The sequence below is a fragment of the Halobacillus sp. Marseille-P3879 genome, from assembly GCF_900240285.1.
Classification (GTDB): Bacteria; Bacillota; Bacilli; order Bacillales; family Halobacillaceae; genus Halobacillus_A.
Genome location: NZ_OESS01000001.1, coordinates 660,946 through 675,562, shown reverse-complemented (window position 1 = coordinate 675,562; position 14,617 = coordinate 660,946). Strand labels below are relative to the sequence as shown.

Annotated in this window: 16 protein-coding genes; 4 read left to right on the top strand and 12 right to left on the bottom strand. The window is 42.8% G+C overall.

All coding sequences use genetic code 11. The annotated features are described in order from the left end of the window. Nucleotides 1-432 precede the first annotated feature (432 nt). Both C1A12_RS03365 and C1A12_RS03360 read left to right on the top strand, forming a co-directional pair. The gene (locus C1A12_RS03365; protein WP_101843277.1) at nt 433-1,812 is read left to right on the top strand and encodes an AbgT family transporter; all 1,380 of its coding nucleotides are present in this window, start codon (nt 433-435) and stop codon (nt 1,810-1,812) included. A 21-nt stretch (nt 1,813-1,833) separates the two neighbouring features. Continuing rightward, nucleotides 1,834-3,207: an NCS1 family transporter gene (locus C1A12_RS03360; RefSeq protein WP_101842425.1), complete on the top strand. Its 1,374-nt coding sequence runs from the start codon at nt 1,834-1,836 to the stop codon at nt 3,205-3,207. Nucleotides 3,208-3,819: 612 nt separating this feature from the next. On the opposite strand, the gene C1A12_RS03350 is transcribed toward C1A12_RS03360, so the two are convergent. Together C1A12_RS03350 and C1A12_RS21005 are read right to left on the bottom strand one after the other, a co-directional pair. Continuing rightward, nucleotides 3,820-4,020, bottom strand: a complete 201-nt coding sequence (locus C1A12_RS03350; protein WP_373420427.1) for a DUF6366 family protein — start codon at nt 4,018-4,020, stop codon at nt 3,820-3,822. 157 nt (nt 4,021-4,177) lie between these two features. Beyond that, complete coding sequence (locus tag C1A12_RS21005; protein WP_159462128.1) at nt 4,178-4,348, bottom strand: hypothetical protein; 171 nt, start codon at nt 4,346-4,348, stop codon at nt 4,178-4,180. Between the two features lie 315 nt (nt 4,349-4,663). On the opposite strand from C1A12_RS21005, the gene C1A12_RS03345 reads away from it, so the two are divergent. Next, the gene (locus C1A12_RS03345) at nt 4,664-5,779 is read left to right on the top strand and encodes an Ltp family lipoprotein (protein WP_235001522.1); all 1,116 of its coding nucleotides are present in this window, start codon (nt 4,664-4,666) and stop codon (nt 5,777-5,779) included. 94 nt (nt 5,780-5,873) lie between these two features. Here C1A12_RS03345 and C1A12_RS03340 read toward each other — a convergent pair whose 3' ends face one another. The 5 genes from C1A12_RS03340 to C1A12_RS03320 form a co-directional block, all read right to left on the bottom strand. Then, the gene (locus C1A12_RS03340; RefSeq protein ID WP_101842423.1) at nt 5,874-6,566 is read right to left on the bottom strand and encodes a hypothetical protein; all 693 of its coding nucleotides are present in this window, start codon (nt 6,564-6,566) and stop codon (nt 5,874-5,876) included. 85 nt (nt 6,567-6,651) lie between these two features. Beyond that, complete coding sequence (locus tag C1A12_RS03335; protein WP_101842422.1) at nt 6,652-7,260, bottom strand: FMN-binding negative transcriptional regulator; 609 nt, start codon at nt 7,258-7,260, stop codon at nt 6,652-6,654. A gap of 15 nt (nt 7,261-7,275) precedes the next feature. After that, on the bottom strand, nt 7,276-7,794 hold the full coding sequence (locus C1A12_RS03330) for a GNAT family N-acetyltransferase (protein WP_101842421.1): 519 nt from the start codon (nt 7,792-7,794) through the stop codon (nt 7,276-7,278). Nucleotides 7,795-7,813: 19 nt separating this feature from the next. Then, entirely contained in the window at nt 7,814-8,266 is a 453-nt protein-coding gene (locus tag C1A12_RS03325; RefSeq protein ID WP_101842420.1) for a MarR family winged helix-turn-helix transcriptional regulator, read from the bottom strand. Nucleotides 8,267-8,377: 111 nt separating this feature from the next. Further along, the gene (locus C1A12_RS03320; RefSeq protein ID WP_101842419.1) at nt 8,378-8,578 is read right to left on the bottom strand and encodes a hypothetical protein; all 201 of its coding nucleotides are present in this window, start codon (nt 8,576-8,578) and stop codon (nt 8,378-8,380) included. A gap of 114 nt (nt 8,579-8,692) precedes the next feature. Between C1A12_RS03320 and C1A12_RS03315 the strand changes: the two genes are divergently transcribed. After that, a complete protein-coding gene (locus C1A12_RS03315) occupies nt 8,693-9,457 on the top strand; it encodes a PAS domain S-box protein (protein ID WP_101842418.1) in 765 nt (254 codons plus the stop codon). Between the two features lie 122 nt (nt 9,458-9,579). Here the strand turns inward: C1A12_RS03315 and ggt are convergent, their stop codons facing one another. The 5 genes from ggt to C1A12_RS03295 all read right to left on the bottom strand — a co-directional run bounded on the left by ggt (nt 9,580) and on the right by C1A12_RS03295 (nt 14,415). Next, a complete protein-coding gene (ggt, locus tag C1A12_RS03310; protein WP_101842417.1) occupies nt 9,580-11,232 on the bottom strand; it encodes a gamma-glutamyltransferase in 1,653 nt (550 codons plus the stop codon). 4 nt (nt 11,233-11,236) lie between these two features. Further along, entirely contained in the window at nt 11,237-11,401 is a 165-nt protein-coding gene (locus tag C1A12_RS21000) for a hypothetical protein (protein ID WP_159462127.1), read from the bottom strand. Beyond that, nucleotides 11,402-11,878 (bottom strand): poly-gamma-glutamate biosynthesis protein PgsC, encoded by a 477-nt coding sequence (pgsC, locus tag C1A12_RS03305; RefSeq protein ID WP_101842416.1) that lies wholly within the window; start codon nt 11,876-11,878, stop codon nt 11,402-11,404. Between the two features lie 13 nt (nt 11,879-11,891). Next, on the bottom strand, nt 11,892-13,085 hold the full coding sequence (gene pgsB, locus C1A12_RS03300) for a poly-gamma-glutamate synthase PgsB (RefSeq protein WP_101842415.1): 1,194 nt from the start codon (nt 13,083-13,085) through the stop codon (nt 11,892-11,894). 574 nt (nt 13,086-13,659) lie between these two features. Beyond that, entirely contained in the window at nt 13,660-14,415 is a 756-nt protein-coding gene (locus C1A12_RS03295) for a glucose 1-dehydrogenase (RefSeq protein WP_101842414.1), read from the bottom strand. Nucleotides 14,416-14,617: the final 202 nt, after the last annotated feature.

Below are 14,617 nucleotides of genomic sequence, written 5' to 3'. Positions count from 1 at the left end.
CTTCATAGGCGGGGTGTGAACGAACAGCTCCCTGCCTTTAAACGCAGAACGGCAAAAATGCCGCCGACGGAAAATCTCCTTTAGATATTTTGCAGAAAAACGCAGGGATTCATGGTTCCCCGCAGAGATATACAAGCCAAAATTCACTATTATTTTTTATATCTTAATCTCCTGCCTTCGCTCCCACAAGTAACATGTCATATTTTCTAACACAAACTACTATTTTTGTTTTATTTATCTAAAAATTCAGCAAAATTATAGTCAATTTGCCCAATGACTATCAACTGCTAGTTCGTTATTATGTAAGGAATAGTTACATAATAAGTCACATTTTAAATTATTGGAGGGAGAAAGATGGGATTAAAAAAAGAAACGTCTGTAGATTATCTTCGTGAAGGAGAGGAGCTTTCATCTTCGGCTAAAGGTTTTAAAATGCCTCATATTTACGTTATTTTATTTGTTTTCAGCGCGATCGCTGCCATTACCACTTATTTTGTACCGGCAGGTTCTTACGATCGAATTGAAGGTCCGGAGGGCAGAGAAACAATTGATCCTCAATCTTTTCAGACCATTGATTCTAATCCAACTACATTTATGGACTTTATGCTTGCTTTTCCAAAAGGTCTGGTAGATGCAGGAGAGATCGTCTTTTTCACCTTCATTATTGGCGGTATGTTTATGGTTTTACGCAAAACCGGAATTATTGAAAACGCCGTCGACTCATTGACTAGAACCTTTTCAAATAAAAGGATCGCGGTGATTCCAGTATTAATGGTTGTGTTCGCAGTTGTTTGCAGCCTGATAGGCACCCAGGAATTAAGCCTCGTGTACGTGCCGGTCATCTTACCATTAATTATTGCTCTCGGATACGATTCCATGACGGCGGTCGCAATTGCTTTATGTGCTACAACTGCAGGCTTTACAGCAGGATTCTTAAATCCTATTAATACGGGGTTAGGCCAAAAACTGGCGGGTCTCCCTCTGTATAGCGGGATCGGTCTTCGGTTAACAGCATTTATCATCATTCTTGCCATCAGTTCATGGTATGTGATGAGGTACGCCAAAAAAATCTATTCCAGGCCGGAAAGCAGTCTTGTCTTTGAAGATGACCAGGAAAAAAGAGAGCTTTATAAAAGTGTCAAAAGTACAGACCGCTATACGGCAACAGGCAGACAAAAAGCCGCAGCCGCTGCAGCCCTATTGTTCTTCGGCCTGTTAGTCTACGGGGTCCTCCAGCATGGATGGTTCATGATGGAAATGTCTGGGTTGTTCATTATTATGGGAATCACTGTAGGGCTTGTGGCAGGGCTGTCCTCTACTCAGATTTGCGAAGGGTTTAATGAAGGATTTAAAAACGTGATGCTCGGCGCCTTTATTGTAGGAGTAGCGAGGGCTGTGGCTGTCATTATGGAAGATGCGCAAATCATGGATACCATCGTATTTGCCTTAGGAGAAGTGGTTGGCAACTTTCCTGCAATTTTCAGTGCGATCGGCATGTTTTTCATTCAGTTTCTGTTTAATTTCTTAGTTCCCTCAGGCAGCGGACAAGCCTTAGTAACCATTCCAATTATGGCCCCTCTTGCCGAAATTATTGGGGTCACGAAACAAACAGCGATCTTAGCCTATCAGTTTGGAGATGGGTTAGGGAATATCCTCTTCCCAACATCCGGTTACTTTATGGCGACACTCGTTCTAGCAGGAGTGAAATGGCATAAATGGGTCAAATTCTATCTCCCTCTATTCGGGATATGGGTGTCTGTCAGTGTCGTTTTCTTAATTATTGCTCAAGCCATTCAATGGACCGGCGTTTAAATAAATAATGAGGAGGATTCCATGAATATCAATCACAACTTACTGCCGATCAATCTTGAGAAAAACCGGATTCTTGGCCCAAAAGCTTATATTGCGATGTGGTGGGGAGATGCCATCATGGTCGGATCGTTTATGTTAGGATCCAGTATGATCCCACCCTTTGGCGAGCTCAATTTGTATCAGGCGTTTACTGCATTAATTCTGGCCAATATTCTTGCCGCCCTGCTTTTTTCTTTAAATGGAAGAGTCGGCTGGAAACACGGAATTCCGATGGTCATCCAGCTGCGTTCTTCCTTTGGACCTATAGGAGCTAAGTTTCCTTCCCTCTTAAGAGCGGTGCCTGCCCTCTTTTGGTATGGCGTGCAATCGTGGCTTGGAGCCCAGGCGATTGACCAGATTTTCTTAAATCTTACCGGCTTCAGTAACGTATGGCTGTGGTTCTTCGCTTTTCAACTTTTACAGATTTACTTATCAGCGAAAGGAATCAAATCCATAAAGTGGGTGGAGATTTTCGGAGCCATTATCATTATGCTCGGTGTCATGTACTTAATCTTTCTCTTTCTATCCACCTTCGGACTTCAGGTTGAAGAAACAGCATCCATTGACGGTACTTGGGGCATTCCATTCTGGCTGGGAATGACCGTGCTGTTAGGACAGTTTTCCGCTCTATTTATAAATGTTTCAGATTACACGAGGTACTTCCCTCGTAAATCCACCAATAAAACATTTGTAGGGTCACATGTTATCGGTATCGTGCCACCGATGATCCTTCTGCCGTTTGTGGGAATCTTAGGAGCGGCGGCTGTCGGCATGTGGAACCCCGTCGACATTATGTCAGAGTACATTTCCAATGTATTTGCCAGTATCTTAGTGTTATTTGTGATCGCTCTCGCCCAGGTCACCACGAATCTGGTCGCAAATATCACACCAACCGTATTTGTTGCGATGGACATTTTTAAGTTTTCCTGGGCCAAGTCCTGTGTAATCATTGGAATACTAAGTATTTTCACATGTCCTTGGTGGATCATGAATGCCGCTTACTTCACGTCATTTATTACTATTGTTTCCGCATTTCTGGGCCCGATATTTGCTGTTATGATTGCGGATTACTACGTCATCCATAAAGGTGATTATAACGTATCCAGACTGTATGAAGCAGATTTATTTGCTGCTTTTAAAGGCTGGAACCCTGCCGCCCTGATCGCCATATTAATCGGAACCTTATGTTCTTTTATTAATATGGACCTCTCATGGTTCATGGGCATAATTCCAGCTGGAGTTATTTATATCTCGTTGATGAAATTATGGATAAAAAATCATGAAGCTTACGTGTATGAAGGAATGGGTCAGCATCAGAAAGTCGTTCCCTATTTAAAAAAGAAGGAGCAGGCATAAAATAAACTGTAACCCTAAAAAATGTACAGTTTAACAAAAGTCTAGGCTGCTAATAGATGACCTCGGTATTGGGCCGGGGTCGTTTTTTTAAGCCCCACTGATATCACCCATGATTATAATACTCCATATAATTTTCAACCACTTGTTTCACTTCAAAACAGAAGTACACGTTTTAAAGTCAATGTACCCAAAGAAAGACTCAACCAGTTGTAATAACCCGAAACTCCCCCGCATATGTTTCCTTCATAGTAAGTCAGACGTTATAGTTTACGTTTGTCTTTCATCACATCAAGCTCAGCTTTCAGGTTAATTATCTTTCTCTCTATAGAGGGAAATTTTTGACGAGTGACGAACGAGAGTCATTTAATCTGAAAGTATAATAGATCCAGGATGCTTCATGTTGAATGATTCTCAATTTATGCGCCCCCCCATTCACAACAAAGCAAGAGAATAAGACTACTTTTGGTTTGCCGCAGAATCCCTGTACGCTCGTGATAAGGTCTATTGGAGGAAGTTTTTTAGTAGACTTCCATATAACTTTACTTTTTCCACCCCCAATTAACCGTATGTTGTTTTCATTTCCTCCTCCTTCAAATGCTTTTCGACCACCCATCAACGAAAAAATACAGCATAGATGACAAACCCTATAATTATTAAAAGAATAAGTAATCCAGTGACCTTCCAATTTAAGCTGCCTACTACATCAGAAGCATTGCTGCCGTGTATACTGCTCGAAGGATGGTTTAGTTCTTTTTGTCGCAGCCTCTCTCTCCTATGTTCTGGTGTTTCTTTATCTTTACTCAATTGAAGCACTCCTTTAGTAATGTTACGAAAGCTCTTAGTATAAAGTTTCACTTTGGAAAAGCAATTGTCAGTATTGAACAACCGCCCTCCAGTTAGCTCTTAGGAAGTAACTTCATCTACCAATTCATTAAAACTTCCATTACATATATTCACGGCAACATTTTTCTTATAACCGTGTCTGCCCTGTATGATTGATTTCATCTTCAAATATATGAAACCAGATGTAGTAGTTCTTTCTTCCTTTTTCTCCAAGGGTATACGGCGCTCCCCCTTCCTCCATCTCCTGCTCATTAGGGCGTCTGTTATCAAAGACCTCTATTTGAAAACCTTTTTCCACAGCCCCATGTGTAGTCTGACTTTTTTCAAAGTGGTCGTTTTTGCTCCAAAAGTCGAAACCATCTTACTCCGTTTCTGGGGAAATCAATAAAAAACATCTTCGAACTTTTTGTCGGCCATTTATTTCGTCAACTGCATAAGAAGCTCCATCTCTAATAGTGATAAAGCAAATGAGCATGACTTGGCTTTTAATTACTAACAGGAATTACATGAGAAAGCATGGCTTTGGAAGTGGTATAATAGAATCAGAGTGAGGGCAAAAATCCTCGTACGATGTAATCAGTTCGTTTAAAACTAAATAAGGGGAGATTAATCAATGGAGTCATTCTTATTCATCTTAATGTTAGCGGCATTAGCAGGTATGATATTCTTTGCTGTCTTAGCCTTCGTCAAAGGGAAGGAGAACAGACTTCGTAATTTTGCTAAGTCTGGTGGTTTCCTGTTCGCACTTCTTGTTTTATCCATGATTTTTGGATCAACGGGTGATGATTCTGCATGGGAAACGACTTTATTGATCTTAATGTTAACGGCATTAGCAGGGATGGTGGTTTTTGTTGTCTCAGCTTTTGTGAAAGGTAAGGGGAACAGGGGCAGAAACTTTGCTAAATCAGGTGGTTTTCTGTTTGCGTTTCTAGTTCTAGCAGTAATTCTGGGATCAATCGCTGAAGAAGCACCTGTTGCTGAAGATGTTGCCGGTGAAGCCTCGGCAGAAGATAAAGAGGCTGAGGAAAAGGCTAAACAGGAAGAGGAAGCTGAGGAACAAGCAGAGAAAGAAGAACAAGAAGCTAAAGAAGCTGAGGAACAAGCAGAGAAAGAGAAAGAAGAGCAAGAAGCTAAAGAAGCTGAAGAACAAGCTCAGAAAGAGAAAGAAGAGCAAGAAGCTAAGGAAGCTGAAGAACAGGCTCAAAAAGAGAAGGAAGAGCAAGAAGCTAAGGAAGCTGAAGAACAGGCTCAAAAAGAGAAGGAAGAGCAAGAAGCTAAGGAAGCTGAAGAAAACAGCGTAACGGGTTCTCAAGAACAAGCTGTTCGTACGGCTCAAAGCTATCTTGATTACACGGCTTTCTCTAAATCAGGCCTGATTGAGCAATTAGAGTACGAGGGATTCAGTCAAGGGGATGCCACATACGCTGTAGAAAATATTACGGTTGATTGGAGAGAGCAGGCGGTTATTGCAGCCCAAGACTATATTGATTACACTGCTTTTTCAAAACAAGGTTTAATCGACCAATTAGCGTTTGAAGGGTACAGCACTGAAGATGCCACATATGCTGCAGAAAATATCACGGTTGACTGGAGAGAGCAGGCGGTTATTGCGGCCCAGGACTATCTTGATTATACTTCTTTTTCAAGACAGGGTTTAATCGACCAATTAGTGTTTGAAGGGTACAGCACTGAAGATGCCACATACGCTGCAGGCCAGGTTGGTTTGTGATAGAGATGTGTAGGGAGCAGCTGCGTGCTGCTCCCTTTATCTATATGATGGTTTATTTAATACTTCTTGAATCTTTTTCCACTTTCGGAAAATTTTATTGAATCTTTTCGATAATATTTATGATTTCTTCATCATTTCCCGGCTCCACGTATACTTCTTCTGTGTTGTTGATCATGTCTTCCATGTCTTCAAGAATTTCATTATCATCGAGATGATCAGGACGGGATAAACCGCCATACCATCGTATCGGTACGTCATAAACATTAATCGTACCGTCCCCATTTCCACTATAAATTACACCCTCTCCATCGACCAGGCGGGAGCCGCGCAGTTGAACGACATTCTCTGGATAATCCAGCCTAATTTCCTCGTCAGGGTTAAGCGGTGTGCCGGCCGGGATGTGCTCAACACTTAATTGTTCGATATCCTGATTCGGTCCAAGCTGCCTCCAGACGCGGGCGTACTCGATTTCTTTGGGAGAATATTCATCCAGGGCTTGCTCCTCTTTTTCATATGTATTCTCTGTGTCGTCATCGTTTGTTTCTTCTGAAGATGTATCCTCTGAATCTTTCTCTTCCGTATCCTCTGCATTTTTATCTTCCGCAGCTTCTGAATCTGATTTGTCGCTTGCCTTGTCTTTTGCCTTATCTTCTTCTGAAGCTGTTTTTTCTTCTTTCGAATCAGCAGATTCTGCTTCTGATTTTCCGTCCGCTCCGTTTGAACATGCAGCAAGTAGTAGTACAAGCAGCAACAGGGAGAAATAACTTAATTTCTTTCGATTCTTCATTGAATCACTCCTTTATAAGTAGTGTCACTCCCTCACTAATTATTCCAGAATAATCCAGTTAAAGCAATTAACTTTTTACACATTCTTACTTTTTAAGGTTCTTCTTCATAAGCGAAGCAATATTTTGATCATCCTGCCGCAAAGAATTCTCTAAATGCTGAATGACCCGTTCCTGACGTTCCACCAAATGGTTTTGACTTAATTTAGCCTTAGCTTCAATTTTATTAATTTTAATGCAAAAAGCTGCAATTCCTTTACTCATTCCTTCGATAAAACCAGGCTCCAGATCATTTAAATCGTACGTACTGTCAGGACTTTCATATTTAGCGACCAGCTCCTGCAGGGAGTCGTAAATCGCTTGGCTTTCCTCCATTAATTCCATTTTTCCATACACATGGGCCGATACATAATTCCAGGTAGGGACGGCTTTCTCTGTTTCATACCAGGACGGGGAAATATAGCAGTGGGGACCCTGGAATACGGCAAGTACCTGCTGGTTTTCTGCATCCTTCCACTGCTCGTTAGCACGGGCAAAATGGCCATATAACGCGTGCTCCGATTGATTGAACATCAGCGGAAGATGCGTCGCACAAGGTTCTCCGTTATGCTGTGAAAAAAGAATCGCAAATCCATTGGCATTGATAAACTCATAGACTTCATCCTCATTCATTTTAAAATGCTTCGGAATATACATTCAGCTTCCCCCTTTCTACTCTAGGTTTTTCACCATGATGATGTCCGTCTGCTCTTCGTCTCCCATATAAAACGAGTGAGCTCCTGTTTGCTCAAACCCCATTTTCTTATAAAACGCGATCGCATTCTCATTCTTTTCCCATACGCCGAGCCAGATGTTCGTTTTATGACGTTCTAAAGCCATTTCAATCGCTTGATGAAGCAGGTATTTCCCGAGCCCATGCTTTTGATATTTGTCGATGATATAAATCCTCTCGATCTCAAAGGAGTCCTCCCCCATCTCCTCCGTCTGAGCCTCATCGGTATTCACCTTTAAATATCCAGCAAGTTCCTCGTTAACGTAAACAAAAAAGAAGTGTGAGGAAGGGGCGGCTATTTCTTTTTCTACTTGAGGAGTGTTAAATGCTTTTTCCAAATAGCTCTTCATATTTTCTGGTGAATTCTGATCTTGAAATGTCTCTTTAAAGGTAATACAGCCGATTTCTTGAAGCTGTGGTACATCGTCGCGGGTGCACTTGCGGATCGTTATCGTCATTTCAATCGAACGCTCCTTCTCAATAATTTCTCTTGTTTCCTTTTTTCACAAATTCCCAGTCTTTTTCGATATTGTTTCTTACTCTTTGAAGTAGATAGAAAATGGTTTCCGCTTCACTTTTGGAAAACCCTTCTAGCGCCACGGAATTGGAGTAATCGTTCTCTCTTTTGATCAAAGGATAAACTTTTTTTCCTTTCTCGGTGGGATAGAGTTTTTTTATCTTTTTGTTGTGTGGATCCTCCTTCTTTTCAATGAATCCGTTCGTTTCCAGCTTCTTGATGGCACGGGCGGCTGTTGTGCGGTCTACTTTTATCATTTCGGCGGCTTTTTCCTGAATGATGCCCGGATTTTCATAGATACGTACCAGGTACAAGTACTGTCCTTTGGTAAGATCATATTCTTTAAATTCAATGTTACTGATTGAATCTAAAGCTCTTGCAATCATTCCTATTTCGCGAAGTATTTCCTTCATTATGAACTCCTTCAGTTTTTTGTTGTAAATGCAATAATAATATTTTAAGGGTTTTTTGTTGTAATTGCAACAATTATCAATGATAAAAAAGCCAGCACTATATGCTGACTGCTACTTCTTTTTCCTAATAACAATGGATCCTGCAATAAAAGAAAGAATGAACAATAAAATGATGCCTATAAAGCTTATCGTAAATTCGCCATCGCGAAAAATTACGGGAGTGAGTAGATCCGTATTCAGTAATGCGCCGATAACATATAGAATCAGCGCTGAAGCGGCAACGATCAGGATCACTGTTTTACTATTTTTCAATACATGCACCTCCTCATCTCCAATAATTAACTTCTCTCCCTATCTTCAGTTTATAATTGACAGACTCCTTGCGAACAATAAGGAGAAACTGTATTTTAAAAAGGGGTGAAAATTTTGAGCACTAATATTTCAGAAATCGATTACCTTGAGGTTATTGAATACTCTCTTGATCCGCTCATTATCCATACGGATTATAAGATCATTTATATAAACAAGGCGGCCGAAAAATTTTTTAGAACGAAGAAAGAAGATGTGATCGGCGGGAGCCCGCTGGATATATTTCAGGAAACGTCAAAAGCTGCGATAAGAAAAAGAATCCAATCTGCCTACGGACAACCAGCAGATGTAATTGAAGAAACGATCTATCGAACAGACGGAACAACAGTTGATGTGGAATTATACTGTCATCCTATTGTGGTTGAGAATAAAAAAGCGATTCAAACCTATGTACGAGACATTACAGAGCGAAAAGAAACGGAAAAGAAGCAAAATGAAATGATCCAACAAATAAATGAATTGTCTGCAACCATTGTTCCTATCTTAAATGAAATCGCAGTTCTTCCATTAGTAGGTAAAATTGATGAAGAGAAAGCACGACTACTTTTAGAGATTGTACCAGTGAAGGTGCAAAATCAAAACATTAGTTGTTTAATTATTGATTTTTCAGGCGTTTATACCATAGATAACGTTGTCATTGATAACCTTTTTAGTATAAACAGCGTTTTATCTCTGCTTGGCGTGCGCCCTATTATCACCGGATTAAGACCTGAATTATCTGTAGCAGCCACAAACCTCAATATAGATTCATCTTCTATCCTAACATTGGCTACAGTCAAAGATGCACTCTCTTACTTAGGAATAAACTTAAACGCACGATAATGTGTACCGGGTACAGGGAGTGACCTTCTGTGTACCCGGTACCCAGAAAAAAAAGAAAAAAAGGGTGGAGTATACTGCTCCACTCTTTTTTTCTTTTGCTTAACTTATTTTCTTAATCTATCTCATTCGGATTCCCAGCTTCCTTGTCTTCGGGGGTCGCTGGCTCCGTGTATTTTGTTGTTTTCGTAGTCGATCACGAGCCCCTGGACGCTGCCGAAGTAGGTGGTGCGGTCGGAATATTTAACGTTGATTCCGAGATTTTCCGGATCATCGAGGAAGACGTAATCGTTCTCGACTTGCAATGTATCCTCGTCCAATTCCAGGAATGTGCGTGGTTCTTCAACCGAGCTCTGCACGGGTTCATTGAACTTGATCATGCGGACGAGCTGCTGGGCGACAATTGGCGTGATACGCCGTCCTCCTGAAGCTCCGATTCCGATGACGGGATTGCCGTTTTTGGCTAAAACGGTCGGCGTTGTATAGCTGAACGGTCGTTTACCAGGCTCCGGCCGGTTTGGTGAATTTTCGCTGTTGCTGAAGTTTTTCAGCTGATTGTTTAAGAAGAAGCCTTCAACATATTCACCAGAGCCAAAGAAGTTACTGAGTGTATTCGTCACGGAAACCATCATGCCGTCTTTATCGACGACAACGAAGTGAGTGGTGTTCTCATGATCTTCTAGATCGGCGTCCGAATCGAGTTTTGAGCGGTACTCCTCAGAGAGATCGGATCCGTTGATATCGGATGCGAGTGCTTTAATATGATCTTCAGCCAGCATCTTTTTCACCGGGACATCGGTGTACTCAGGGTCGCCTACGTTCTCAAGGCGGTCCTTATAGCTGACGCGGTTGATCATCCCCATCATCATCGCATAGTCGACGGGTTTCTCCTTCGTCTCCTCGATGTTCAGCTCCTCGGCCATTTCTAAGCTTTGCAGCAGCATGATGCCTCCTGATGGCGGGGGTGGAGCTACGACGTCATAGTCGCCGAATTCGCCCTGGATCGGTTCGGAAATATTGACTTCATAAGATTCTAAATCATCTTCGTCGAGTTTCTTTTCCTCATTGTTCATTTCTGAAGCCAGATCACCGCTGTAGAAAGCGTCGGGGCCGTCTTCCTGGATAGCCCGCAGTGTATCGGCCAGCTGATGCTGCTCAAGTACCTCTCCCGCCTCGATCGCTTCGCCGTCCGGATACATATGGTCCAGGTCAGGCATGCGGTATTCGGCGCCTTTTAACCGGTTGTGCAGCGTTTCTGAGACGGTGATGCCGTTGCTGGCAAAATTAATCGATGGTTCTATGAGCTGCTTCATGTCAACAGAGCCATAGTCCTCGTGTACTTTATCCATGCCTTTCACAAAACCAGGAACGCCGATCCCGCTTTCGGGGGCGGATTCAGAGTCCGGGGCGGTTTCGCGGTAATCGTAGACGACGGGTGATTCCCCGCTTCCTTTTTCCGGATGAATCAGCATTGTTCCGCCTCCGCCGATTCCCGAGCCATAAGGTTCCGCCACGCCTAAGACGTAGCTTACGGCAATCGCCGCATCAACGGCGTTCCCGCCCTGTTCAATCACTTTCATTCCGACTTCGGTTGCGATTTCACTATCTGATGTCACGCCGTACGAGCCTGTCTCTTCCTTCTCCGGTGCGGTATCGTTTAACGTATAATCCTCTGCTGGCTCCTCTTCTTCAATGGTTCCCTGTTTCATCGACAACAGTAAAAGAATGAGGATGAACAGACTGATGATGAGAATGTTAAACGTTTTGTTTCTGCCCATGTCCTTATACCAGATTAATGAAGAAAAGGACGACAGAGACAATCAGCCCGATCGTGACATCGGTGGTGGTGCGTTTCTTGTGGCGTTTAATCGTTTTTAACACCCATTGGCTAAAAGTTAATTTCTGTTCTTTGCGTGTCTTCTTTTTATATTGTAATGCCGCTTCCATTTAAATGCCTCCTCCAATAAAGCTTGATAAAGTAACGATTCCAAACGTAACGCCGCTGAGGAGCAGCGTACTGGCTGTCGTCGGGAGCACCCCTTGTTTTTGTATAGTATTCGCGATCAGTCCAGGGATTATAACTCCGATCGCCATCATGCCGTCGACGACATCCGGCGTGGAGTATCCCGGCACTGCCATATCAAAAACAATTTTGAGCACAATTCCCACTGTCAGCATGGCGGTGAACTTGCGCCTGCCATATAAAATGGTGAATTTGGCAATCACCTTCATGACGATTAAATAGGTTATAAAACTAATCATAAATACGACCGCCACACTGACCGGGAAGGTGAACAGCATAGCTATATATCCTGGCACGACAAGGCCGGCCGGCAGTACACCAGTTTTTTCTGTATAAAATAAACTAAGAACAATTCCAGCGACTAACGCTAAATAAACATCTCCTGTATCAAAAATAAACATAATGAATTCCTTTCTATGCCGTTCCTTTTATAATCTTCTTCTGTTCAAGCCGTTCAGTGAGTTCTTCTGCGCCTCCGTGAATGTTGCCGATGCCATAAATCGTTTTACCCGAGAGATATGGCTGCAGCACGCGCACAATTTCATCAGTTTCATAGCCTTCTAAGTCAAGCAGGTTACGTACAGGGAGTGCGCCTTTTTTGTAAGCGTCAATAATCGGTCCTGTTGTCTGGCCCATGAGGATGAGCGTTTCACATGGCAGATACGGAAGCACCTGTTTTGCAAACTGTTCAGTCCGGTCGACCCGGTCCTCCCGGCAGTTCATAATGACAACAGGATCCTCGGTCGGATAGCTGAGCTGCTTCACCCGCTCCCAAATGTTTAAGGTCGATGTCGGGTCATTGGCTGAAAACCCGTTCACGAGATAGCTTGGATTTCGTGCATCTCCCAGCGGAAGAATTTGCATCGCACCCGGATCCGGCCACGCTTCAAGCATCCCCTGCTTCGCCGTTTCATGATCAATTCCGAGCACATCCGCTACCGCTAAAGCCAGCGCGGCATTCTCCGGAAATACCATGTACTCAAATTTTTTCAAAAACTCTTCCGAAATAAGCGATGTATCACAGACGTGCAGCGTCGTATTGCGCTCCGCTGCCAGCTCCTTAAACTGCGGCACATACGGACTATCGTTTACGATCAAATCCCCATCATAAGGAATCGCTTCTCCAAATGAATCCGCGACCTCCTCCAGCGTCGGACCAAGTACGTCCATATGATCCTCCAGGACATTGACGATCAAGCCAATGTTTGCCTGCAGCAGCTGGTCCTGAAAAATCACCTGATAATCCGGCTTCACCGCCATACACTCACTGACGAGCGCATCCGCATCAAGCTCTACCGTCTTGTCCAATACTTTACGCTGCTCTCCTATATTCGGACCCTCCAGTCTCCGCTGAATCGGTTCCTCCTGCGCATCAAACCAGTACAGCATCCGCGCGTCGGTGCCCGTCGTTTTGCCGACTGTCTTGTAGCCGGCTTTCTGCAGTACCCCTGTAATGAGACGCGTTACCGTCGACTTTCCACGAATCCCATTGACGTTCACCCGCACGGGAATGCTCTCTATGTTTTTGTTATTCTTCACTTTCTCCTTCGCGCCAAGGAAAAAAGCAATTAAGCCCAATAACAGAATAATGCTAAGTTCTACTACCATGTTTTACCTCCATAGCATCGATCTCATGTATTCGGACGCCCCCCGCAGGCTGGATTGGTTGAGTGGGATGCACGGGTTAGTCCGCAATCCAATATACTAGAGATCAATTACTTTGCAGTTACACAAGGATTAAAAATGATAACAACTAGATGACATACTAAATCTATACTTATGTAGTCCGATTGATGTATTTATTCCATATATGGTGGTAATTTTTCCAATATTATCATCTTGGATTCTAAACAAAATTCGACAAAAACCGCATGGATGGAGGATGAAACAAAACCGTGGAGTAGAAGCTGCGAATCTAAGACTATGACCTGGGCGCTATTTTTCCTGTCGCGTGATTGAAATAATTTAGGAAGGACCCAACTTTATTGTAAATATATTGGTTTTATGTTTTATTTTTACTGTTAAATTGTAGGGGAAAATGAAGACTTACAGAAGAAAATTCATCCATTTAGGTGGTTTGTCTCATGGCTTGAGATTGATGGGGGTATCACGACTCAGGTGTTTCCCATAAAAAAACCTCAATCTTACTTGTTTTAAGATTGAGGTTTATCGTTTTGGGTTTTTATCGACCTAAGTATCCTCCATCCACCGCGAGTGTAAAACCGTGAATATAGTCAGAGGCACGGGAAGCTAAAAAGATGGCTGCTCCACGTAAGTCTGTTGGTTCTCCCCATCTTTTTGCAGGAATCCGCCCGAGGATTTCCTGATTTCTTTTTTCATCATTGATCAACGCTGTATTCATTTCAGTGGCCATATAACCTGGCGCAATGCAATTGACGTTGACCCCTTTTTCGGCCCACTCATTAGCCAGTGACTTGGTAAACTGCATCACAGCCCCCTTGCTCGCCGCATAGGCAGGAACGGTGTATCCGCCATGAAAAGAGAGCATCGACGCCATATTAATAATTTTGCCGCTGCCTTGTTCAATCATTTTTCTGCCAAATTTCTGGCACAGCAAAAAGACAGCGTTTGCATTAATGTCCATAACAAAATCCCAATCTTCTTTAGGAAATTCAACTGAAGGGTGACGCTTCTGCACCCCGGCGTTGTTTACTAAAATATCCACCCTGCCGAATTCATTCGTCACGCGCTCAATTAACTCATCATACTTCTCACTGTGCTTTAAATCGAAGTTTATTCCTAACGCTTTTACACCCTCGTTACGCAATTCATCTACTACTTCTTCTTTCACATTTCTCGCTATCACAACCACGTCAGCCCCAGCACTAGCCAGGCCTAATGCGATGTCTTTTCCAAGACCGCGGTTGCCCCCGGTTACGACAGCAACCTTATTCGATAAGTCAAATAGTTGATTCATAAGAAAACTCCTTACTTAAATTTGTCGGTGTCCTTATTGGATGTTAATCTCGGCATTGCTTCAGCCATATTAAAACCTTCGTACCCATCTTCTCGAAATCTGTCTGTTTTAGCAATCAGTTCTGCTCTGATTTTTAAATCTTTAAGATTCATTAACTACAAAAATGTTCCTTAATTTAACGGGATTAGCCCCTAACGTAAGG

Bases quoted from the DNA above. Each gene is read 5' to 3' on its own strand.
- C1A12_RS03345 (WP_235001522.1), top strand. From the start codon at position 4,664: ATGGAGTCATTCTTATTCATCTTAATGTTAGCGGCATTAGCAGGTATG.
- pgsC (WP_101842416.1), bottom strand. From the start codon at position 11,878: ATGTTTATTTTTGATACAGGAGATGTTTATTTAGCGTTAGTCGCTGGA.
- ggt (WP_101842417.1), bottom strand. From the start codon at position 11,232: ATGGGCAGAAACAAAACGTTTAACATTCTCATCATCAGTCTGTTCATC.
- C1A12_RS03325 (WP_101842420.1), bottom strand. From the start codon at position 8,266: ATGAAGGAAATACTTCGCGAAATAGGAATGATTGCAAGAGCTTTAGAT.
- C1A12_RS03295 (WP_101842414.1), bottom strand. From the start codon at position 14,415: ATGAATCAACTATTTGACTTATCGAATAAGGTTGCTGTCGTAACCGGG.
- pgsB (WP_101842415.1), bottom strand. From the start codon at position 13,085: ATGGTAGTAGAACTTAGCATTATTCTGTTATTGGGCTTAATTGCTTTT.
- C1A12_RS03335 (WP_101842422.1), bottom strand. From the start codon at position 7,260: ATGTATATTCCGAAGCATTTTAAAATGAATGAGGATGAAGTCTATGAG.
- C1A12_RS21000 (WP_159462127.1), bottom strand. From the start codon at position 11,401: ATGGAAGCGGCATTACAATATAAAAAGAAGACACGCAAAGAACAGAAA.
- C1A12_RS03360 (WP_101842425.1), top strand. From the start codon at position 1,834: ATGAATATCAATCACAACTTACTGCCGATCAATCTTGAGAAAAACCGG.
- C1A12_RS03340 (WP_101842423.1), bottom strand. From the start codon at position 6,566: ATGAAGAATCGAAAGAAATTAAGTTATTTCTCCCTGTTGCTGCTTGTA.
- C1A12_RS03330 (WP_101842421.1), bottom strand. From the start codon at position 7,794: ATGACGATAACGATCCGCAAGTGCACCCGCGACGATGTACCACAGCTT.
- C1A12_RS03365 (WP_101843277.1), top strand. From the start codon at position 433: ATGCCTCATATTTACGTTATTTTATTTGTTTTCAGCGCGATCGCTGCC.